This is a genomic window from Pandoraea sp. XY-2, assembly GCF_004193915.1.
In the GTDB taxonomy this organism is placed as follows: Bacteria; Pseudomonadota; Gammaproteobacteria; order Burkholderiales; family Burkholderiaceae; genus Pandoraea; species Pandoraea cepalis.
In genome coordinates this window covers 1,988,699-2,002,768 of sequence record NZ_CP030849.1, presented here as the reverse complement: position 1 = coordinate 2,002,768, position 14,070 = coordinate 1,988,699, and the positions used below count along the sequence as shown (strand labels likewise).

Annotated in this window: 9 protein-coding genes and 1 pseudogene; 4 read left to right on the top strand and 6 right to left on the bottom strand. The window is 62.0% G+C overall.

Annotation, left to right across the window (positions count from 1 at the left end):
• Positions 1 to 4: 4 nt before the first annotated feature.
• Positions 5 to 2,692: a pyruvate dehydrogenase (acetyl-transferring), homodimeric type gene (aceE, locus tag DRB87_RS09145; RefSeq protein WP_130025666.1), complete on the bottom strand. Its 2,688-nt coding sequence runs from the start codon at positions 2,690 to 2,692 to the stop codon at positions 5 to 7.
• A gap of 342 nt (positions 2,693 to 3,034) precedes the next feature.
• Between aceE and DRB87_RS09140 the strand changes: the two are divergent.
• The 4 genes and pseudogenes from DRB87_RS09140 (at position 3,035) to DRB87_RS09125 (ending at position 9,652) form a co-directional block, all read left to right on the top strand.
• Positions 3,035 to 5,517, top strand: a pseudogene (locus tag DRB87_RS09140) (PAS domain S-box protein).
• On the top strand, positions 5,514 to 6,158 hold the full coding sequence (locus DRB87_RS09135) for a response regulator transcription factor (RefSeq protein WP_130025665.1): 645 nt from the start codon (positions 5,514 to 5,516) through the stop codon (positions 6,156 to 6,158). Before DRB87_RS09140 ends, DRB87_RS09135 begins: the two are co-directional and overlap by 4 nt.
• Before the next feature lie 325 nt (positions 6,159 to 6,483).
• Positions 6,484 to 7,338 carry a bifunctional methylenetetrahydrofolate dehydrogenase/methenyltetrahydrofolate cyclohydrolase FolD gene (gene folD / locus DRB87_RS09130; RefSeq protein ID WP_130025664.1) on the top strand — a complete coding sequence of 285 codons (855 nt, stop codon included), beginning with the start codon at positions 6,484 to 6,486 and terminating at the stop codon, positions 7,336 to 7,338.
• A 235-nt stretch (positions 7,339 to 7,573) separates the two neighbouring features.
• On the top strand, positions 7,574 to 9,652 hold the full coding sequence (locus DRB87_RS09125) for a M3 family metallopeptidase (protein WP_130025663.1): 2,079 nt from the start codon (positions 7,574 to 7,576) through the stop codon (positions 9,650 to 9,652).
• A gap of 81 nt (positions 9,653 to 9,733) precedes the next feature.
• Here the strand turns inward: DRB87_RS09125 and DRB87_RS09120 are convergent, their stop codons facing one another.
• From DRB87_RS09120 to DRB87_RS09100, 5 genes are all read right to left on the bottom strand, one after another.
• Positions 9,734 to 10,342 (bottom strand): DUF4189 domain-containing protein, encoded by a 609-nt coding sequence (locus tag DRB87_RS09120; RefSeq protein ID WP_165385266.1) that lies wholly within the window; start codon positions 10,340 to 10,342, stop codon positions 9,734 to 9,736.
• 303 nt (positions 10,343 to 10,645) lie between these two features.
• Positions 10,646 to 11,182 carry a phosphoribosyltransferase gene (locus tag DRB87_RS09115; RefSeq protein WP_017231571.1) on the bottom strand — a complete coding sequence of 179 codons (537 nt, stop codon included), beginning with the start codon at positions 11,180 to 11,182 and terminating at the stop codon, positions 10,646 to 10,648.
• A gap of 27 nt (positions 11,183 to 11,209) precedes the next feature.
• A complete protein-coding gene (locus DRB87_RS09110; protein ID WP_130025661.1) occupies positions 11,210 to 12,550 on the bottom strand; it encodes an adenylosuccinate synthase in 1,341 nt (446 codons plus the stop codon).
• A gap of 74 nt (positions 12,551 to 12,624) precedes the next feature.
• Positions 12,625 to 13,785 carry an ATP phosphoribosyltransferase regulatory subunit gene (locus tag DRB87_RS09105; protein WP_130025660.1) on the bottom strand — a complete coding sequence of 387 codons (1,161 nt, stop codon included), beginning with the start codon at positions 13,783 to 13,785 and terminating at the stop codon, positions 12,625 to 12,627.
• A 38-nt stretch (positions 13,786 to 13,823) separates the two neighbouring features.
• A complete protein-coding gene (locus DRB87_RS09100; protein ID WP_150553354.1) occupies positions 13,824 to 13,979 on the bottom strand; it encodes a DUF2065 domain-containing protein in 156 nt (51 codons plus the stop codon).
• Positions 13,980 to 14,070: the final 91 nt, after the last annotated feature.

Below are 14,070 nucleotides of genomic sequence, written 5' to 3'. Positions count from 1 at the left end.
GCCTTTAGACGGTCATCGGGTTGGGTTTGTTCGGATCCAGGTTGTACTTGGCAATCGCTTCGGCAACCTTGGTCGCCGGCAGCGTGCCTTCGTCGGCCAATGCCTTGAGGGCAGCGACCGTGACCCAGTTACGATCCACCTCGAAGAAGTGACGCAGCTTCTCGCGCGTATCCGAACGGCCGTAGCCGTCGGTACCGAGCGCCACATAACGACCCCGCACGAAGGGGCGAATCTGATCGGCGTACGTGCGGATGTAGTCGGTCGATGCGATGACCGGACCACGGGTGTCGTTCAGGCACGACTCGACATGCGACAAGCGCGCCGGCTCGGTCGGGTGCAGCAGATTGTGGCGCGCCGCGTCGTTACCTTCGCGAGCCAGTTCCGTGAAGCTCGGGCAGCTCCACAGGTCCGATTCGACGCCCCAATCGTTCTTGAGCATTTCGGCGGCGGCGATCACTTCGTTGAAGATCGTGCCCGAACCCAGCAGTTGCACGCGCGGTGCCTTGCTGTCGTCCGCCCCGCGACGGAACGCGTACATCCCCTTCAGGATGTCGCGCTCCACGCCCTCCGGCATGGCCGGATGCGCGTAGTTTTCGTTCATCACGGTCAGGTAGTAATAGACATCTTCCTGATCCTGCACCATGCGACGCAGGCCGTCCTGAACGATCACGGCGAGTTCGTAAGCGAACGTCGGATCGTACGGCAAGCAGTTCGGAATCGACGACGCCCACAGCAGCGAGTGACCGTCTTCGTGCTGGAGACCTTCGCCGTTCAGGGTCGTACGTCCGGCCGTGCCGCCCACGAGGAAACCGCGAGCGCGCATGTCGCCGGCCGCCCAGGCCAGGTCGCCCACGCGCTGGAAGCCGAACATCGAGTAGAAGATGTAGAAGGGGATCATCGTCTCGCCGTGCGTCGAGTACGACGTTGCGGCCGCGATCCAGTCGCACATGCCACCGGCTTCATTGATGCCTTCCTGCAGAATCTGACCGCTCTCCGATTCCTTGTAGAACATCAATTGATCCTGATCCTGCGGGATGTAGCGCTGGCCGACCTGGCTCCAGATACCAATCTGGCGGAACAGACCTTCCATACCGAAGGTGCGGGATTCGTCCGGCACGATCGGCACGATGCGCTGGCCCAGCGCCTTGTCCTTGAGCAGCACGTTGAGAATCCGCACGAACGCCATCGTCGTCGAAATCTCGCGGCCTTCGGCGGTCGCCTTGAGCAGCGCATCGAATGCAGACAGCGCAGGCACCGGCAACGATGCGGCCTTGGTGCGACGCTGCGGCAGATAGCCGCCCAGCTCCATGCGACGCGCGCGCATGTATTCAAGTTCCTTCGAACCTTCCTCGAACTTCAGGTACGGCACGTCGGCGATCTGGTCATCCGCGATCGGCAGCTTGAACTGGTCGCGGAATTTCTTGAGCGACTCCACCGGCATCTTCTTCTGCTGGTGGGTGATGTTCATGGCCTGACCGGCTTCACCCATGCCGTAGCCCTTGATGGTCTTGGCCAGAATGACCGTCGGCTGACCCTTGTGCTGGGTGGCCGCCTGGTATGCGGCGAAAATCTTGTGCGGATCGTGGCCGCCGCGGTTCAGCGCCCAAATGTCTTCGTCGGACCAGTCGGCGACCATCGCCTTGAGTTCCGGCGTATTGAAGAAGTTCTCGCGCACGTAGGCGCCGTCTTTCGACTTGTAGGTCTGATACTCGCCGTCAACGCACTCCATCATGCGCGTCATCAGCAAACCCTTCTTGTCGCGGGCGAGCAAGGTGTCCCAGCGGCTGCCCCAGATCACCTTGATGACGTTCCAACCGGCACCGCGGAACTCCGATTCGAGTTCCTGGATGATCTTGCCGTTACCGCGCACCGGGCCGTCCAGGCGCTGCAGGTTGCAGTTGATCACGAACACGAGGTTGTCCAGATGCTCGCGACCGGCCATGCCGATGGCGCCGAGCGATTCCGGCTCGTCCGTCTCGCCGTCGCCGAGGAAGGCCCAGACCTTGCGGCCCTCGGTCTTCACGATGTTGCGCGACTCGATGTACTTCATGAAGCGCGCCTGGTAGATCGCCATGATCGGGCCCAGGCCCATCGACACCGTCGGGAACTGCCAGAAGTCAGGCATCAGCCACGGGTGCGGATACGACGACAGACCGCCGCCGTCCACTTCCTGGCGGAAGTTCTCGAGCTGGGGCATTTCCAGACGGCCCAACAGGAAGGCGCGGCTGTACACGCCCGGCGACGAGTGGCCCTGCACGAAGATCAGGTCGCCACCGTGCTTGTCGGACGGCGCATGCCAGAAGTGGTTGAAACCAACGTCATAGAGCGTTGCGGCCGAGGCGAACGACGCGATGTGACCGCCGACGTTCGTGTCCTTGCCGGCGCGCAGCACCATCGCGATCGCATTCCAGCGCGTGTACGAGCGAATCTTGTGCTCGACATCCTGATCGCCGGGGATACGGGCCTGCTGGTCGAGCGGGATGGTGTTGATGTACGGGGTATTCGCCGAGAACGGGTGATGTTCGCCGTTGATGCGGGCGAACTCAATCAGCTTCTCGAGCAGGTAGTGGGCACGCTCTGGGCCCTCGGCCGCCAGCACGCCTTCGAGCGAGGCCAGCCATTCTTGCGTTTCTTGGGGATCGGCGTCCGCGGGGGACACGATCTTGAGGGCTTCTTCAGGTACGGCGGACATGGTGTCTCCTTGTCTGTCGTTAGCGGGTTGGCGTGACGGTCGAATCCCGCTTTATGGACGGGCCCACCGGCTTTTTTACCGGGGCATTGTACGAAGGTTATTCCCGCCTTCGCAAGCGAAATTTCAGATTACGATAGTAAATTTTATAATGCGGAATTCTGCTGCAGTGCACATAAAATCAATAGGTTGCTGGTGCCATCACACCACGATTTTCCAGCGTACCGCTCGGTCTCAAGAGCAAATTGCGCGGCCGTCTTACGCAAAAGCTCGGAGGCTTCCGAAAAGCAAGCAGTCACCGTTGATGGCAGCGGGAAACCGCCCGGCCTGCGCTACAATCTCGCCATGCTTTCGCCCCGCCTTGCCAATTCCGCTCCGCCGTCCCGGTCCGCTGCTACGTCTGCCCGCTCCAACCGCTGGTTGCAGGGGTTCGCGGAGTCGCATTACTACTTGCTGGTCCCGCTCGTCTCCATTGTGATCTTTCTCGTGGTGATGAGTCTGATCCTGTGGAGCCTGAACCGCCGGGAGACGGAGCAGCAGCAGGACACGCTGTATCGGAATGTGGCATGGGCGCAGCAACAGATTCGCCTCAACATGCTGGCCATTCAGGATCAGATCAGCTCGCTTGCGCGCGACACGGCAGCCAAGCCGCAGGACGTTGCGCACTTCCAGAATACGGCGAACGAACTGATGCAAAATCATGCGGACATCGTCTTCATGAATTGGCTCGACGCGTCGCAGCGCCCCAAGTGGGCGGCGCCGGCGGATTCCCCGTTCGCGTCGCGATTGCAGGGCTCGGCGCAGCATCCGATGGAAGACGAATTATTGGTCGCGTTCCGCGCCGCCCGCGATTCACGCCGCTCGGCCTATTCCACCCTGATTTATGACGCCTCGGGCGCAAGCTACATCGTCGTGCAGGTGCCCGTGCTGCGCGAGCGCGAATTTCTAGGCACGATCAGTGCGGTGTATTCGGTGGAGGGCTTGCTGATCCACGAGTTGCCGCAGGAGCTTGGCGACAAGTTCAAGGTGTCGTTCATCGACACTCACAACAACGAGCTGGCAACGACATCGACACGCCCGCCGTTACCGCGCGATGTCTCCTACGAGCTGCTCCTCGATCCCCCGGGCACAGTCTCGCAGTGCGCATCTACTCGTATCCTGCCGTCGGTAATTTCGTCAACAACACGCTGGTGTGGCTGATCGCCGGCTTGTCATGCTTCGTGCTCTGGAGCCTCTGGAGCCTGTGGCGGCATACGCGCCAGCGCTTCGAGGCACAGCAGGCGCTGTTCAACGAGACGTCGTTCCGGCGGGCCATGGAGAACTCCATCGTCATCGGCATGCGTGTGCTCGACCTGCAGGGCCACATTACTTACGTGAACCCCGCGTTCTGCCGGATGACAGGCTGGGACGAGCAGGACCTCATGTACCGGGCGCCGCCCTACCCTTACTGGCCCAAAGACGACATCCACGAAATGCAGCGTCGCATCGACATGACGCTGCGCGGCAAGGCGCCCTCGCACGGCTTCGAAATTCGCGTGCAGCGCAAGGACGGCACGATTTTCTACGCGCGCATGTTCGTCTCGCCGCTCGTGGACGCGCATGGCCGTCAGACCGGCTGGATGTCGTCGCTGACCGATATCAGCGAACCCAAGCGGGCGCGCGAGGAACTCGCCGCCGCCCATGAGCGGTTCACGACGGTGCTGGAGAGCCTCGACGCGTCGGTATCGGTACTCGCCGTCGACAAGGCGGAATTGCTGTTCGCGAATCGCTATTACCGTCAGTTGTTCGGTACGCGCCCGGAAGGCCACCTGGAGTTGTCCGGTGGCGGCGAACTCTCCCCTGCGTCGCTCGATCACATCGATCTGGTCGATGCCTTTGCCGGCCTGCCTGCCGCGTCGCTCACCGACACGGCTGCGCAGACACAGGAAATTTATCTGCCGGCGCACCAGAAATGGTTCGAAGTCCGGCGTCAATATATCCAGTGGGTGGACGGCCACTTGGCACAGTTGCAGGTGGCAACGGACATTACGGCCCGCCGTCATGCGGAGGAGCTGGCCCGTCAGGAAGAAGAACGCCTGCAGTTCACGGGGCGTCTGACGACCATGGGCGAGATGGCTTCGTCGCTTGCCCACGAACTGAACCAGCCGCTCGCGGCCATCAACAACTACTGCATGGGCACGGCGGCCCTGGTGCGCGCCGGGCGCACCTCGCCGGAAACGTTGCTGCCCGCGCTGGAAAAAACGTCACAGCAGGCGGTGCGTGCTGGCATGATCATCAAGCGGATTCGCGCGTTCGTGAAACGTAGCGAACCGAAGCGTCAACCCTCGTCGATCTACGAGATCGTCGCGGATGCCGTGGGCCTCGCCGAGATTGAAGCGCGCAAGCGCCGCATTCGCATTGTGACCGAGCTGCCTGCAGGACTGCCACAGATCAACGTCGACCCGGTGCTGATCGAACAGGTGCTCGTGAATCTGCTCAAGAACGCCGCCGAGGCCATGCACGGCTACACGCCGCCGCCCGGCCAGCGACGCGACCTGAGCGTGCGTCTGCACGTGGAACGGCGAGATAAATCTGTCGAATTCCAGGTGTCGGATCATGGACCTGGGGTGGACGAGGCCACCATCGAACGATTGTTTGAACCTTTCTTTAGTACTAAATCGGACGGCATGGGCATGGGCCTGAATATCTGCCGTTCGATCATCGAATCGCACCACGGCCGTCTGTGGGTAGAAAACAATGACGTCGACGGCGTGCGGAATGGTTGTACTTTTTGTATTCTGTTACCGTTAGAAGGCGATACGACATCCGGATCCGGGGGAGGACTATGACGACACCCAACACCACTATTGAACAAGAAACCGTCTTCGTCGTTGATGACGACGAGGCGGTCCGCGACTCGCTTCGCTGGCTACTCGAGGCCAATGGCTACCACGTACGAGGCTTTGCCAGTGCCGAGGAATTCCTTTCGCACTACAACGGGCATCAGCTTGGCTGCCTGATTCTGGATGTTCGCATGCCGGGCATGAGCGGCCTGGAGCTTCAGGAAAAACTGGTCGAGAACCGGTTCAACATTCCCATCATCTTCGTGACGGGCCATGGCGACGTGCCGATGGCCGTCGACACGATGAAGAAGGGCGCGATGGACTTCATCGAAAAGCCGTTCGACGAAGCGGAATTGCGTGCTCAAGTCGAGCGGATGCTCGCGAAAGCACGGCAAGACGCCACCAGCCAACGCGAGTTGCAAGCCGCCGAGGATCTGCTGTCCAAGCTGACAAGTCGTGAACATCAGGTGCTCGAGCGCATCATCGCCGGCCGCCTGAACAAGCAGATCGCAGACGATCTTGGCATCAGCATCAAGACGGTCGAGGCGCACCGCGCCAACATCATGGAGAAGCTCAACGTCAATACCGTTGCCGACCTGCTCCGCCTGGCACTCTCGAAACGTTCCGGCGGATCGCCTCGCCCCTGACCCCGACCGCCGCCCGCCGCCCGCCGTCCGATTGTCATCGCGCTGGCTGACTGGCGGGAGGGGCCGGAGTGCCGGACCAACGACCGGTAGCGTCTCGACCGGTTGCGTCGGCATGATGTTGCTCGCCAAGGAGATGCGGCGAGCAGCGTCAGCCGTGCAGCGCAGTGGCTCGCCCGCAGCCGCCGCCCCCGCCGCCGCGCCGCCCTCCCCGCGCGTTGCGGCGCGCCGCTATAATACGGTCTTTGCGCCTGTCACCTGCCTGACCGGCGCGGCTGTATCCGGCCCCTCGGGCCAGCCCCCTTCCTTCCTACGATATCCACGCATCATGACCGCCACCCTCATCGACGGCAACGCCCTCGCCAAACGTATTCGCGCCGAAATTGCCACCCGCGCCGCCGTTCTGACCGCCCGCGGCCACCAACCCGGGCTTGCCGTGGTGCTGGTCGGCGAAGATTCGGCCAGTCAGGTCTACGTGCGCAACAAGGTCAAGGCCTGCGAAGACAACGGCCTGTATTCCTCGCTCGACCGCTATCCGGCCGATCTGACGGAAAGCGCCCTGCTTGCCCGCATCGATGAACTCAACCGCGATCCAAAGATCAACGGCATCCTCGTTCAACTGCCCCTGCCTAAGCACATCGACAGCCACAAGGTGCTCGAGGCCATTGCGCCTGAAAAGGACGTTGACGGTTTCCACGTGTCGAATGCGGGCGCCCTGATGACGGGGGCACCACTGTTCCGCCCGTGCACGCCCTATGGCTGCATGAAGATGCTCGAATCCGTCGATTTCCCGCTGCGCGGGGCGGTGGCCGTGGTGATCGGCGCGTCGAACATCGTTGGCAAGCCGATGGCGATGATGCTGCTCCAGGCAGGCGCCACCGTCACGATCTGCAACAGCAAGACGCGAGATCTGGCCGCCCACACCCGCAACGCTGACGTCATTGTCGCGGCCGTGGGCAAGCGCAATATCGTCACGGCCGATATGGTCAAACCGGGTGCGGCAGTGATCGACGTCGGCATGAACCGTGACGACGCAGGCAAGTTGTGCGGCGACGTCGATTTCAACGGCGTCAAGGACGTGGCCGGCTATATCACGCCGGTACCGGGCGGCGTGGGACCCATGACGATCACCATGCTCCTCGTCAATACGCTCGAGGCCGCCGAGCGCGCCCTCGACGCCTGATCGTCAGCACCGCGCGTCAAGCCGGGCGTGCCCGACCTCTCGGTCGGGTGCGCCCTTGTTGCTTTTGGGCCCGTGGTCGAATGGCCGGCGGAAGCCGTTGAATGGCGGCCGGGCGTCGCATTCCAGGAATTCCGCCGCCAACATGCCCAATCGGACCGGTTGAAAAAAACGACTGGAAAATTGCCCGGGATGCCCCCACACTCTTTGTAAGCCCCTCCCCGTGGACAACGAACGCATGAATACGCCACAAACCAACCCTCTGCTCGATATCCAGGGACTTCCCCGTTTCACCGAGATCCGCCCCGAACATGTGACGCCCGCCGTCGACGTGCTCCTGGCGCAAGCGCGTGCGGCTGTGGACAAGGCCGCAGATCCCTCCACGCCGCCGACATGGGCCAACATTCTCGACGCCGTAGAAGACGGCACCGAAGGTTTGGGTCGGGCCTGGGAAATCGTTGGACACCTGAACGCCGTCGCCGACACCCCGGCGCTTCGCGCGGCATACGGCGATAACCTGCCGCGCGTCACCGAATTCTCCGCCAGCGTCGGCCAGAATCTGGCGCTGTTCGAAAAGTACAAGGCCATTGCAGCCGGCCAGGAATTCGCGGATCTCTCTCCGGCGCGCAAGAAGATTCTCGACAACGAGATGCGCGGCTTCCGATTGGGCGGCGCCGAACTTCCTGAAGACCAGAAACCGCGATTCGCCGACATCCAGGAAGCACAGGCGGACCTCGCCAAGCGATTCTCGGATCACGTGCTCGACGCGACCAACAAATTCTCGCTTGTCGTGACCGACGAGCAGGAACTCGCCGGCCTGCCCGACGACGACAAGGCCGCGGCGCGTGCCGCCGCACAGCGCGATGGCCTGGACGGCTGGAAATTCACGCTACATTTCCCCTCGTACTTTCCGGTGCTGCAATATGCCGACAATCGCGCGCTTCGCGAAACGCTGTACCGGGCCAATGTGACCCGGGCTTCCGAACTCGGCCCGCAATTCGGCAACGGCGAGGCGGACTGGGACAACACCGAGATCGTTGTCGAACAACTCGCGCTGCGCCGCGAGGAAGCGCACATGCTCGGCTTCAAGAACTACGCCGAGGTATCGCTCGAGCCCAAAATGGCGGAATCGCCCGCGCAAGTCCTCGAGTTCCTCGAAGACCTCGCCCGCCGCGCGCGTCCGTACGCCGAGCAAGACTGGGCCGAACTGCAAGCGTTTGCCGCCAAGTCGCTGGGCATCGAGAAGCTGCAACCCTGGGACACGACCTACGCATCGGAGAAGCTGCGCCAGCAACGCTACGATTTCTCGGAATCGGAAGTCCGGCAGTATTTTCCACTGCCCAAGGTGCTCGACGGTCTGTTTCGCGTGGCCGGCACGCTGTTCGGCGTGACGATTCGCCCGCAGGACGCCGAAACGTGGCATCCGGACGTTCGCTTCTTCCGCATCGAACGCGATGGCGAACTCGTTGCGCAGTTCTACATGGATCTGTTCGCCCGCGAAGGCAAGCGCGGCGGCGCCTGGATGGACAGTGCCCGCACACGCAAGCGCCTGCGAAACGGCGCGCTGCAAACGCCGGTGGCGTACCTCGTGTGCAACTTCCCTGCTCCCGTCGGCGACAAGCCGGCGTTGCTGCCGCACGACGACGTCATCACGCTGTTCCACGAGTTCGGGCACGGCCTGCATCACATGCTCACACAAGTGGAAGATGCCGGCGTGGCGGGCATCAATGGTGTCGAGTGGGATGCTGTCGAGTTGCCGTCCCAGTTCATGGAGAACTTCTGTTGGGAGTGGGATGTGCTTGAGCACATGACCGCTCATGTGGAGACGGGCGCCCCGCTACCGCGAGCCCTGTTCGACAAGATGCTGGCCGCCCGCAACTTCCAAAGCGGTTTGATGATGCTGCGTCAGTTGGTCTTCTCCGACTTCGACATGCACTTGCATTACGACTTCGATCCGCACGGCAACGAGTCGGTGCTGGCGCTTTCGCAACGCATCAACGATCGATTGCACGTTACGCCTCAGGCGGATTTTTCGCGTTGGCCGAATACTTTCAGCCACATCTTTGCAGGCGGCTACGCGGCCGGATATTACAGCTACAAGTGGGCCGAAGTGCTGTCGGCGGATGTGTATGCGGCGTTCGAAGAGGCGGCGAAGGTCGGCGGCTCGGTTCTCGATACCGCCACCGGCGCCCGCTATCGCGATGAAATTCTCGCGGTGGGCGGCAGTCGCGAAGCGATGGCGTCGTTCATTGCGTTCCGGGGTCGCGCACCGGAAGTCGATGCCTTGCTACGCCACAGCGGCATGTCGGCAAGCTGACGCACCGCATCAAGTCAGCGAGGAATGAACAACGGGCGCCTCTGTGCGCCCGTTGTTCATCGTGATGCAGGATGCGCGCCATCAGTCATCTTCGTCACAGCCGTTCGGTTGCCAAACATATTGGCTCGTTCCCTTATCGAAACAACGAGCCGCCTGGAAGCGAATGGTGCATCCGTTTTCATACGTTCGCACACATGCACCGTCGATGCATCGTGTCTGCATGCGAACCACCTGCCCGGTAGGAATCCGGCATGGTGCGGGCGACGCTGACGCCGCCTGTGGTGTCGGCAAACGCCTCCCCGGGCGCTGACCGCTATCGAACCACACCTGCGCGCTATCGAGCGAACATTGCCCTGCGCGCTGACACACGACGAAGGCGTCCTGAACGGCAGACGTCTGCGTGTCACCCAGCGCGATGCCGATCTCCCCATTGACTGCACGCACGACCGCCCAGTAAGCCGGCCCATTACCGGACATCAACACTTCGCATCGCCCGCCCCGGCGACCGGAAGCCAGTTGGGTTCGGCAACGATCCAGCGCGGCCACCTTGGCCTTTGCCATCGACGTCTGGTCGGTCACCGACACATACCGAATCCCGTCAGCGGTCCGCACCCCGGCCACCGCCGACGCCGCGCCACTCGGCGTGCTGGCGATCGCCAGCACGCTCGCGAGCCCTACTGTGCCAATCAAGGGATAGGAACGCCACCACTGATTCATGACGGGACCGCAGCCGCGGGAATTCCAAAAATCGAGATTCATACGGCATCAGATCACATCGAGCGAACCGACGAAGCCTCAAGCAGAAAGGAAATCAGCCGCCATATGCCCTCGCCGTAAGGCCATTCGATCACGCCGCAATCAAGTGACAACGCACCAACGACGCGCGCTCAAAACAAAACAGGCGGCGCATCTCACGATGTCACCGCCTGTTTGTCGGGGTTCCCCCCCTTGCCGAACGCCGCCTAGCGGCACGTTCAGCCATCCCGTCGTCGCTCAGGTGCCGCGCTTGATCCACGCCGACAAATTGTGCGGACGCAGCGTGTCGTACTCTTCAAACGGCTGGTGAATCCACGGATTCGTCGGCAGGAAATCGACCGCGTAATCGGGCGCCACTTTCGAACACGCCTTGTGCCACAGCACCGCCGAGCGCACGTCGGTCACCTTCGGGAAACGCTCCTTCAGGTGCTTGCCAACGCGCTCGAGCGTCACGCCCGAATCGACCAGGTCGTCGACCAGCAGCACGCGGCCTTCCAGCTCGCCGCGCGTGATGGTGATGAAGTGAGCGATGTCGAGGTCACCGCGAACGGTACCTTCGGCTTCACGATAGGAACTGGTCGCCAGAATCGCGAGCGGCACGTCGTAGATGCGCGCGAGTTGATCGCCCACACGCAAGCCACCCCGGGCCAGGCACAGGATCTTGTCGAACTTCCAGTTCGATTCGTAGACCTTGAGCGCAAGTCGCTCGATGAGCCGATGATACTCGTCCCACGAGACCCAAAGGTTCTTGTCGTCGTTTTGGGGTAGATTCATGGTGTGCTGTGCCAACGCTACGGTGTTTCAGTGCTTGAACGGGTGACGCAACAAGATGGTTTCGTCACGATCCGGGCCGGTCGACACCATGTCGATCGGAATACCGCTCACCTCTTCAATGCGCTTCAGATAGTTCTGCGCCTGAGCCGGCAATTGGTCCCATGCCGTCACACCCACCGTGCTCTGCGACCAGCCGGGGAAGTCTTCGTACACCGGCTCGCATCGGGCTACATCCACCGCACCACGGGGCAGGATGTCGACCGTCTTGTCGCCAATCTTGTAGCCGACGCACAGACGCACCGTGTCGAGACCGTCGAGCACGTCGAGCTTGGTCATGCACAGGCCGGTCACGCCGTTGATCTGAATCGAGCGCTTGAGTGCTGCGGCATCCATCCAGCCGGTACGGCGCGGGCGGCCCGTCACCGAACCGAATTCCTTGCCGACCGTGGCCAGTTGCAGGCCGATCGCTTCCTGACGGGCGGGGTTGTCCGCATCGTAAAGTTCGCTCGGGAACGGCCCCGCTCCCACGCGCGTGCAATAGGCCTTGGTGATGCCCAGCACGTAATGGAGTTGTTGCGGACCGACGCCCGCGCCAGCCGAAGCGGCACCCGCGACGCAATTGCTGCTGGTCACAAACGGATACGTGCCGTGATCGATGTCGAGCAACGTGCCCTGAGCACCTTCGAACAACAGGTTCTGGCCTTCGCGGTTGGCCGCGTAGAGCATCTGCGACACGTCGGCGATCATCGGCTGCAGGCGCGCAGCGTAGCTTTGCATCGTATCGAGCGTTTCCTGGAAGTCAACGGCCTTCGCGCCCAAGTATTGCGTCAGGACGAAGTTGTGATAATCGAGGGTTTCACGCAGACGCTCGGAGAAAGTCTCCGGATCGAAGAGATCCTGCACGCGCAGCGCGCGGCGGCCGACCTTGTCTTCGTAAGCCGGGCCGATGCCGCGACCGGTCGTACCGATCTTACCGGCGCCGCGACGGGCTTCACGCGCCTGATCGATGGCGACGTGATACGGCAGAATCAGCGTACAGGCTTCGGAAATGCGCAAACGGCCGCACACATTCAGGCCCGCGCTTTCCAGCTCCTCGATTTCCTTGAACAGCGCTTCCGGCGAGAGCACCACGCCGTTGCCGATGTAGCAGGTGACGTCTTTGTGCATGATGCCCGAGGGAATCAGGCGCAGAATTGTCTTCTTGCCACCAATGATGAGCGTATGTCCGGCATTGTGGCCACCTTGAAAACGCACCACGCCTTGCGCGTGATCGGTCAGCCAGTCGACGACCTTACCCTTACCTTCGTCGCCCCATTGAGTTCCGATAACGACGACGTTGCGCCCCTGATTCAAAGCATTGCCGGACATAACAATAGTTGGTTTGGTTAAAAACGTATTCTACCCGTGTTGGCGTAGGCTAGTGCCGCTTTTTTCAGCGACGTTCACCGGGGTGTCACAACCCATTGGCCCGCTTTTTCGACAAGGACGCGGTCGCCCGTGAACTCCTCGAAATCCTGATCGTGGCCCGGCAGCATGCGAATAACGACTTCGCCCGCGTTGCGCAGGCTGTCGATCTTCGCACGCAGCCCCGGCACATCGTCGGCCGGCGCCAAAATCGCGTTACTCCGCGCTTCGATCGGAGAAATCGCGGCCAACTCACGCAAATCCAGCGAAAAACCCGTTGCCGGACGGTCTCGACCAAACGCCTGGCCCACTTTGTCGTAACGGCCGCCGCGCGCAATCGCATTGGGGATGCCGTCGACATAGGCCGCGAACATCACGCCGCTGTGGTACTGATAGCCGCGCAAATCGGCCAGATCGATCGACAATACGGCCGGCCCGTCCTTGCTTTGCGCCGCAGCCAGATAGGCCAGATCGTCGAGTGCCGCCCTCACGCCGGGCAGGTCCGGCAACGCCTTGCGGGCACGAGCGAGCGTCTCGGCCGGTTCGCCATACAGCGTGGTCAGCGCCAGCAAGGCATCGCGCAGGCTCGCCGGAAGATCGCGGGTCAACGCCTCGAGCTGCGGCACGTCCTTCGTGGCCAATGCCCCGAACAACTCGCTCTCGACGGCCTCAGCGGCCGGCACGCCTTCGATGAGCGCTTCGAGCACACCGGCGTGGCACAAATCGATACGAATCTGCTTCAGACCGGCAAGCTGGAGACAGTAAAGCAGCAGTTCCTGGATCTCGAGATCGGCTTCGAGCCCGCTGTGCCCAAAGATTTCGGCACCGATCTGGAATGGCTCGCGCGTCGCCAGCAGATTGCGCGGACGCGTAAACAGCACGCTTCCGGCATAACACAGACGCGTCACGCCCTTGCGATTGAGCAAATGGGCATCGATACGGGCAATCTGCGGGGTAATGTCCGCACGCAGGCCCATGGTGCGCCCGGAAAGCTGATCGACGAGCTTGAAAGTGCGCAGATCGAGGTCATGGCCGGTGCCGGTCAGCAGCGACTCGACGTACTCGAGCATCGGCGGCATCACGAGTTCGTAGCCGTAGGTACGGAAACGGTCCAGCATCAGCCGGCGCAGATCTTCGATCTTGCGTGCCTCGGAAGGCAGCACGTCGGCGATATTTTCGGGGAGTAGCCAGTTCGGCATGGGTATTTCGGTATTCAGGCGGCGCGAGAAAGCGCCTTTTAGTGGTCGGCCAGCAGCATCAGAATCAGCCCCAGCGAGACGGCGGCCAAACCGAAAAAGCGAATCTGGCCGGACGGCATTTCCGTTATTTTACGAAAACTTTGCCGCCACCGGTCTGGCGCGACAAACGGAAACATTCCCTCGACGATCAGCATGAGGGCCAAAGCGAGAAGAAGCGTGCTGGTGCTCACAGGGGACTCGGCCAAAATGCCACCGCCCGCGATTGACGCGGGCGGTGGCAGCTAC

What these genes read in the sequence shown, in the direction of transcription:
- aceE (WP_130025666.1), bottom strand. Translation starts at nt 2,692, where the DNA reads ATGTCCGCCGTACCTGAAGAAGCCCTCAAGATCGTGTCCCCCGCGGAC.
- DRB87_RS09135 (WP_130025665.1), top strand. Translation starts at nt 5,514, where the DNA reads ATGACGACACCCAACACCACTATTGAACAAGAAACCGTCTTCGTCGTT.
- folD (WP_130025664.1), top strand. Translation starts at nt 6,484, where the DNA reads ATGACCGCCACCCTCATCGACGGCAACGCCCTCGCCAAACGTATTCGC.
- DRB87_RS09125 (WP_130025663.1), top strand. Translation starts at nt 7,574, where the DNA reads ATGAATACGCCACAAACCAACCCTCTGCTCGATATCCAGGGACTTCCC.
- DRB87_RS09115 (WP_017231571.1), bottom strand. Translation starts at nt 11,182, where the DNA reads ATGAATCTACCCCAAAACGACGACAAGAACCTTTGGGTCTCGTGGGAC.
- DRB87_RS09110 (WP_130025661.1), bottom strand. Translation starts at nt 12,550, where the DNA reads ATGTCCGGCAATGCTTTGAATCAGGGGCGCAACGTCGTCGTTATCGGA.
- DRB87_RS09105 (WP_130025660.1), bottom strand. Translation starts at nt 13,785, where the DNA reads ATGCCGAACTGGCTACTCCCCGAAAATATCGCCGACGTGCTGCCTTCC.
- DRB87_RS09100 (WP_150553354.1), bottom strand. Translation starts at nt 13,979, where the DNA reads ATGCTGATCGTCGAGGGAATGTTTCCGTTTGTCGCGCCAGACCGGTGG.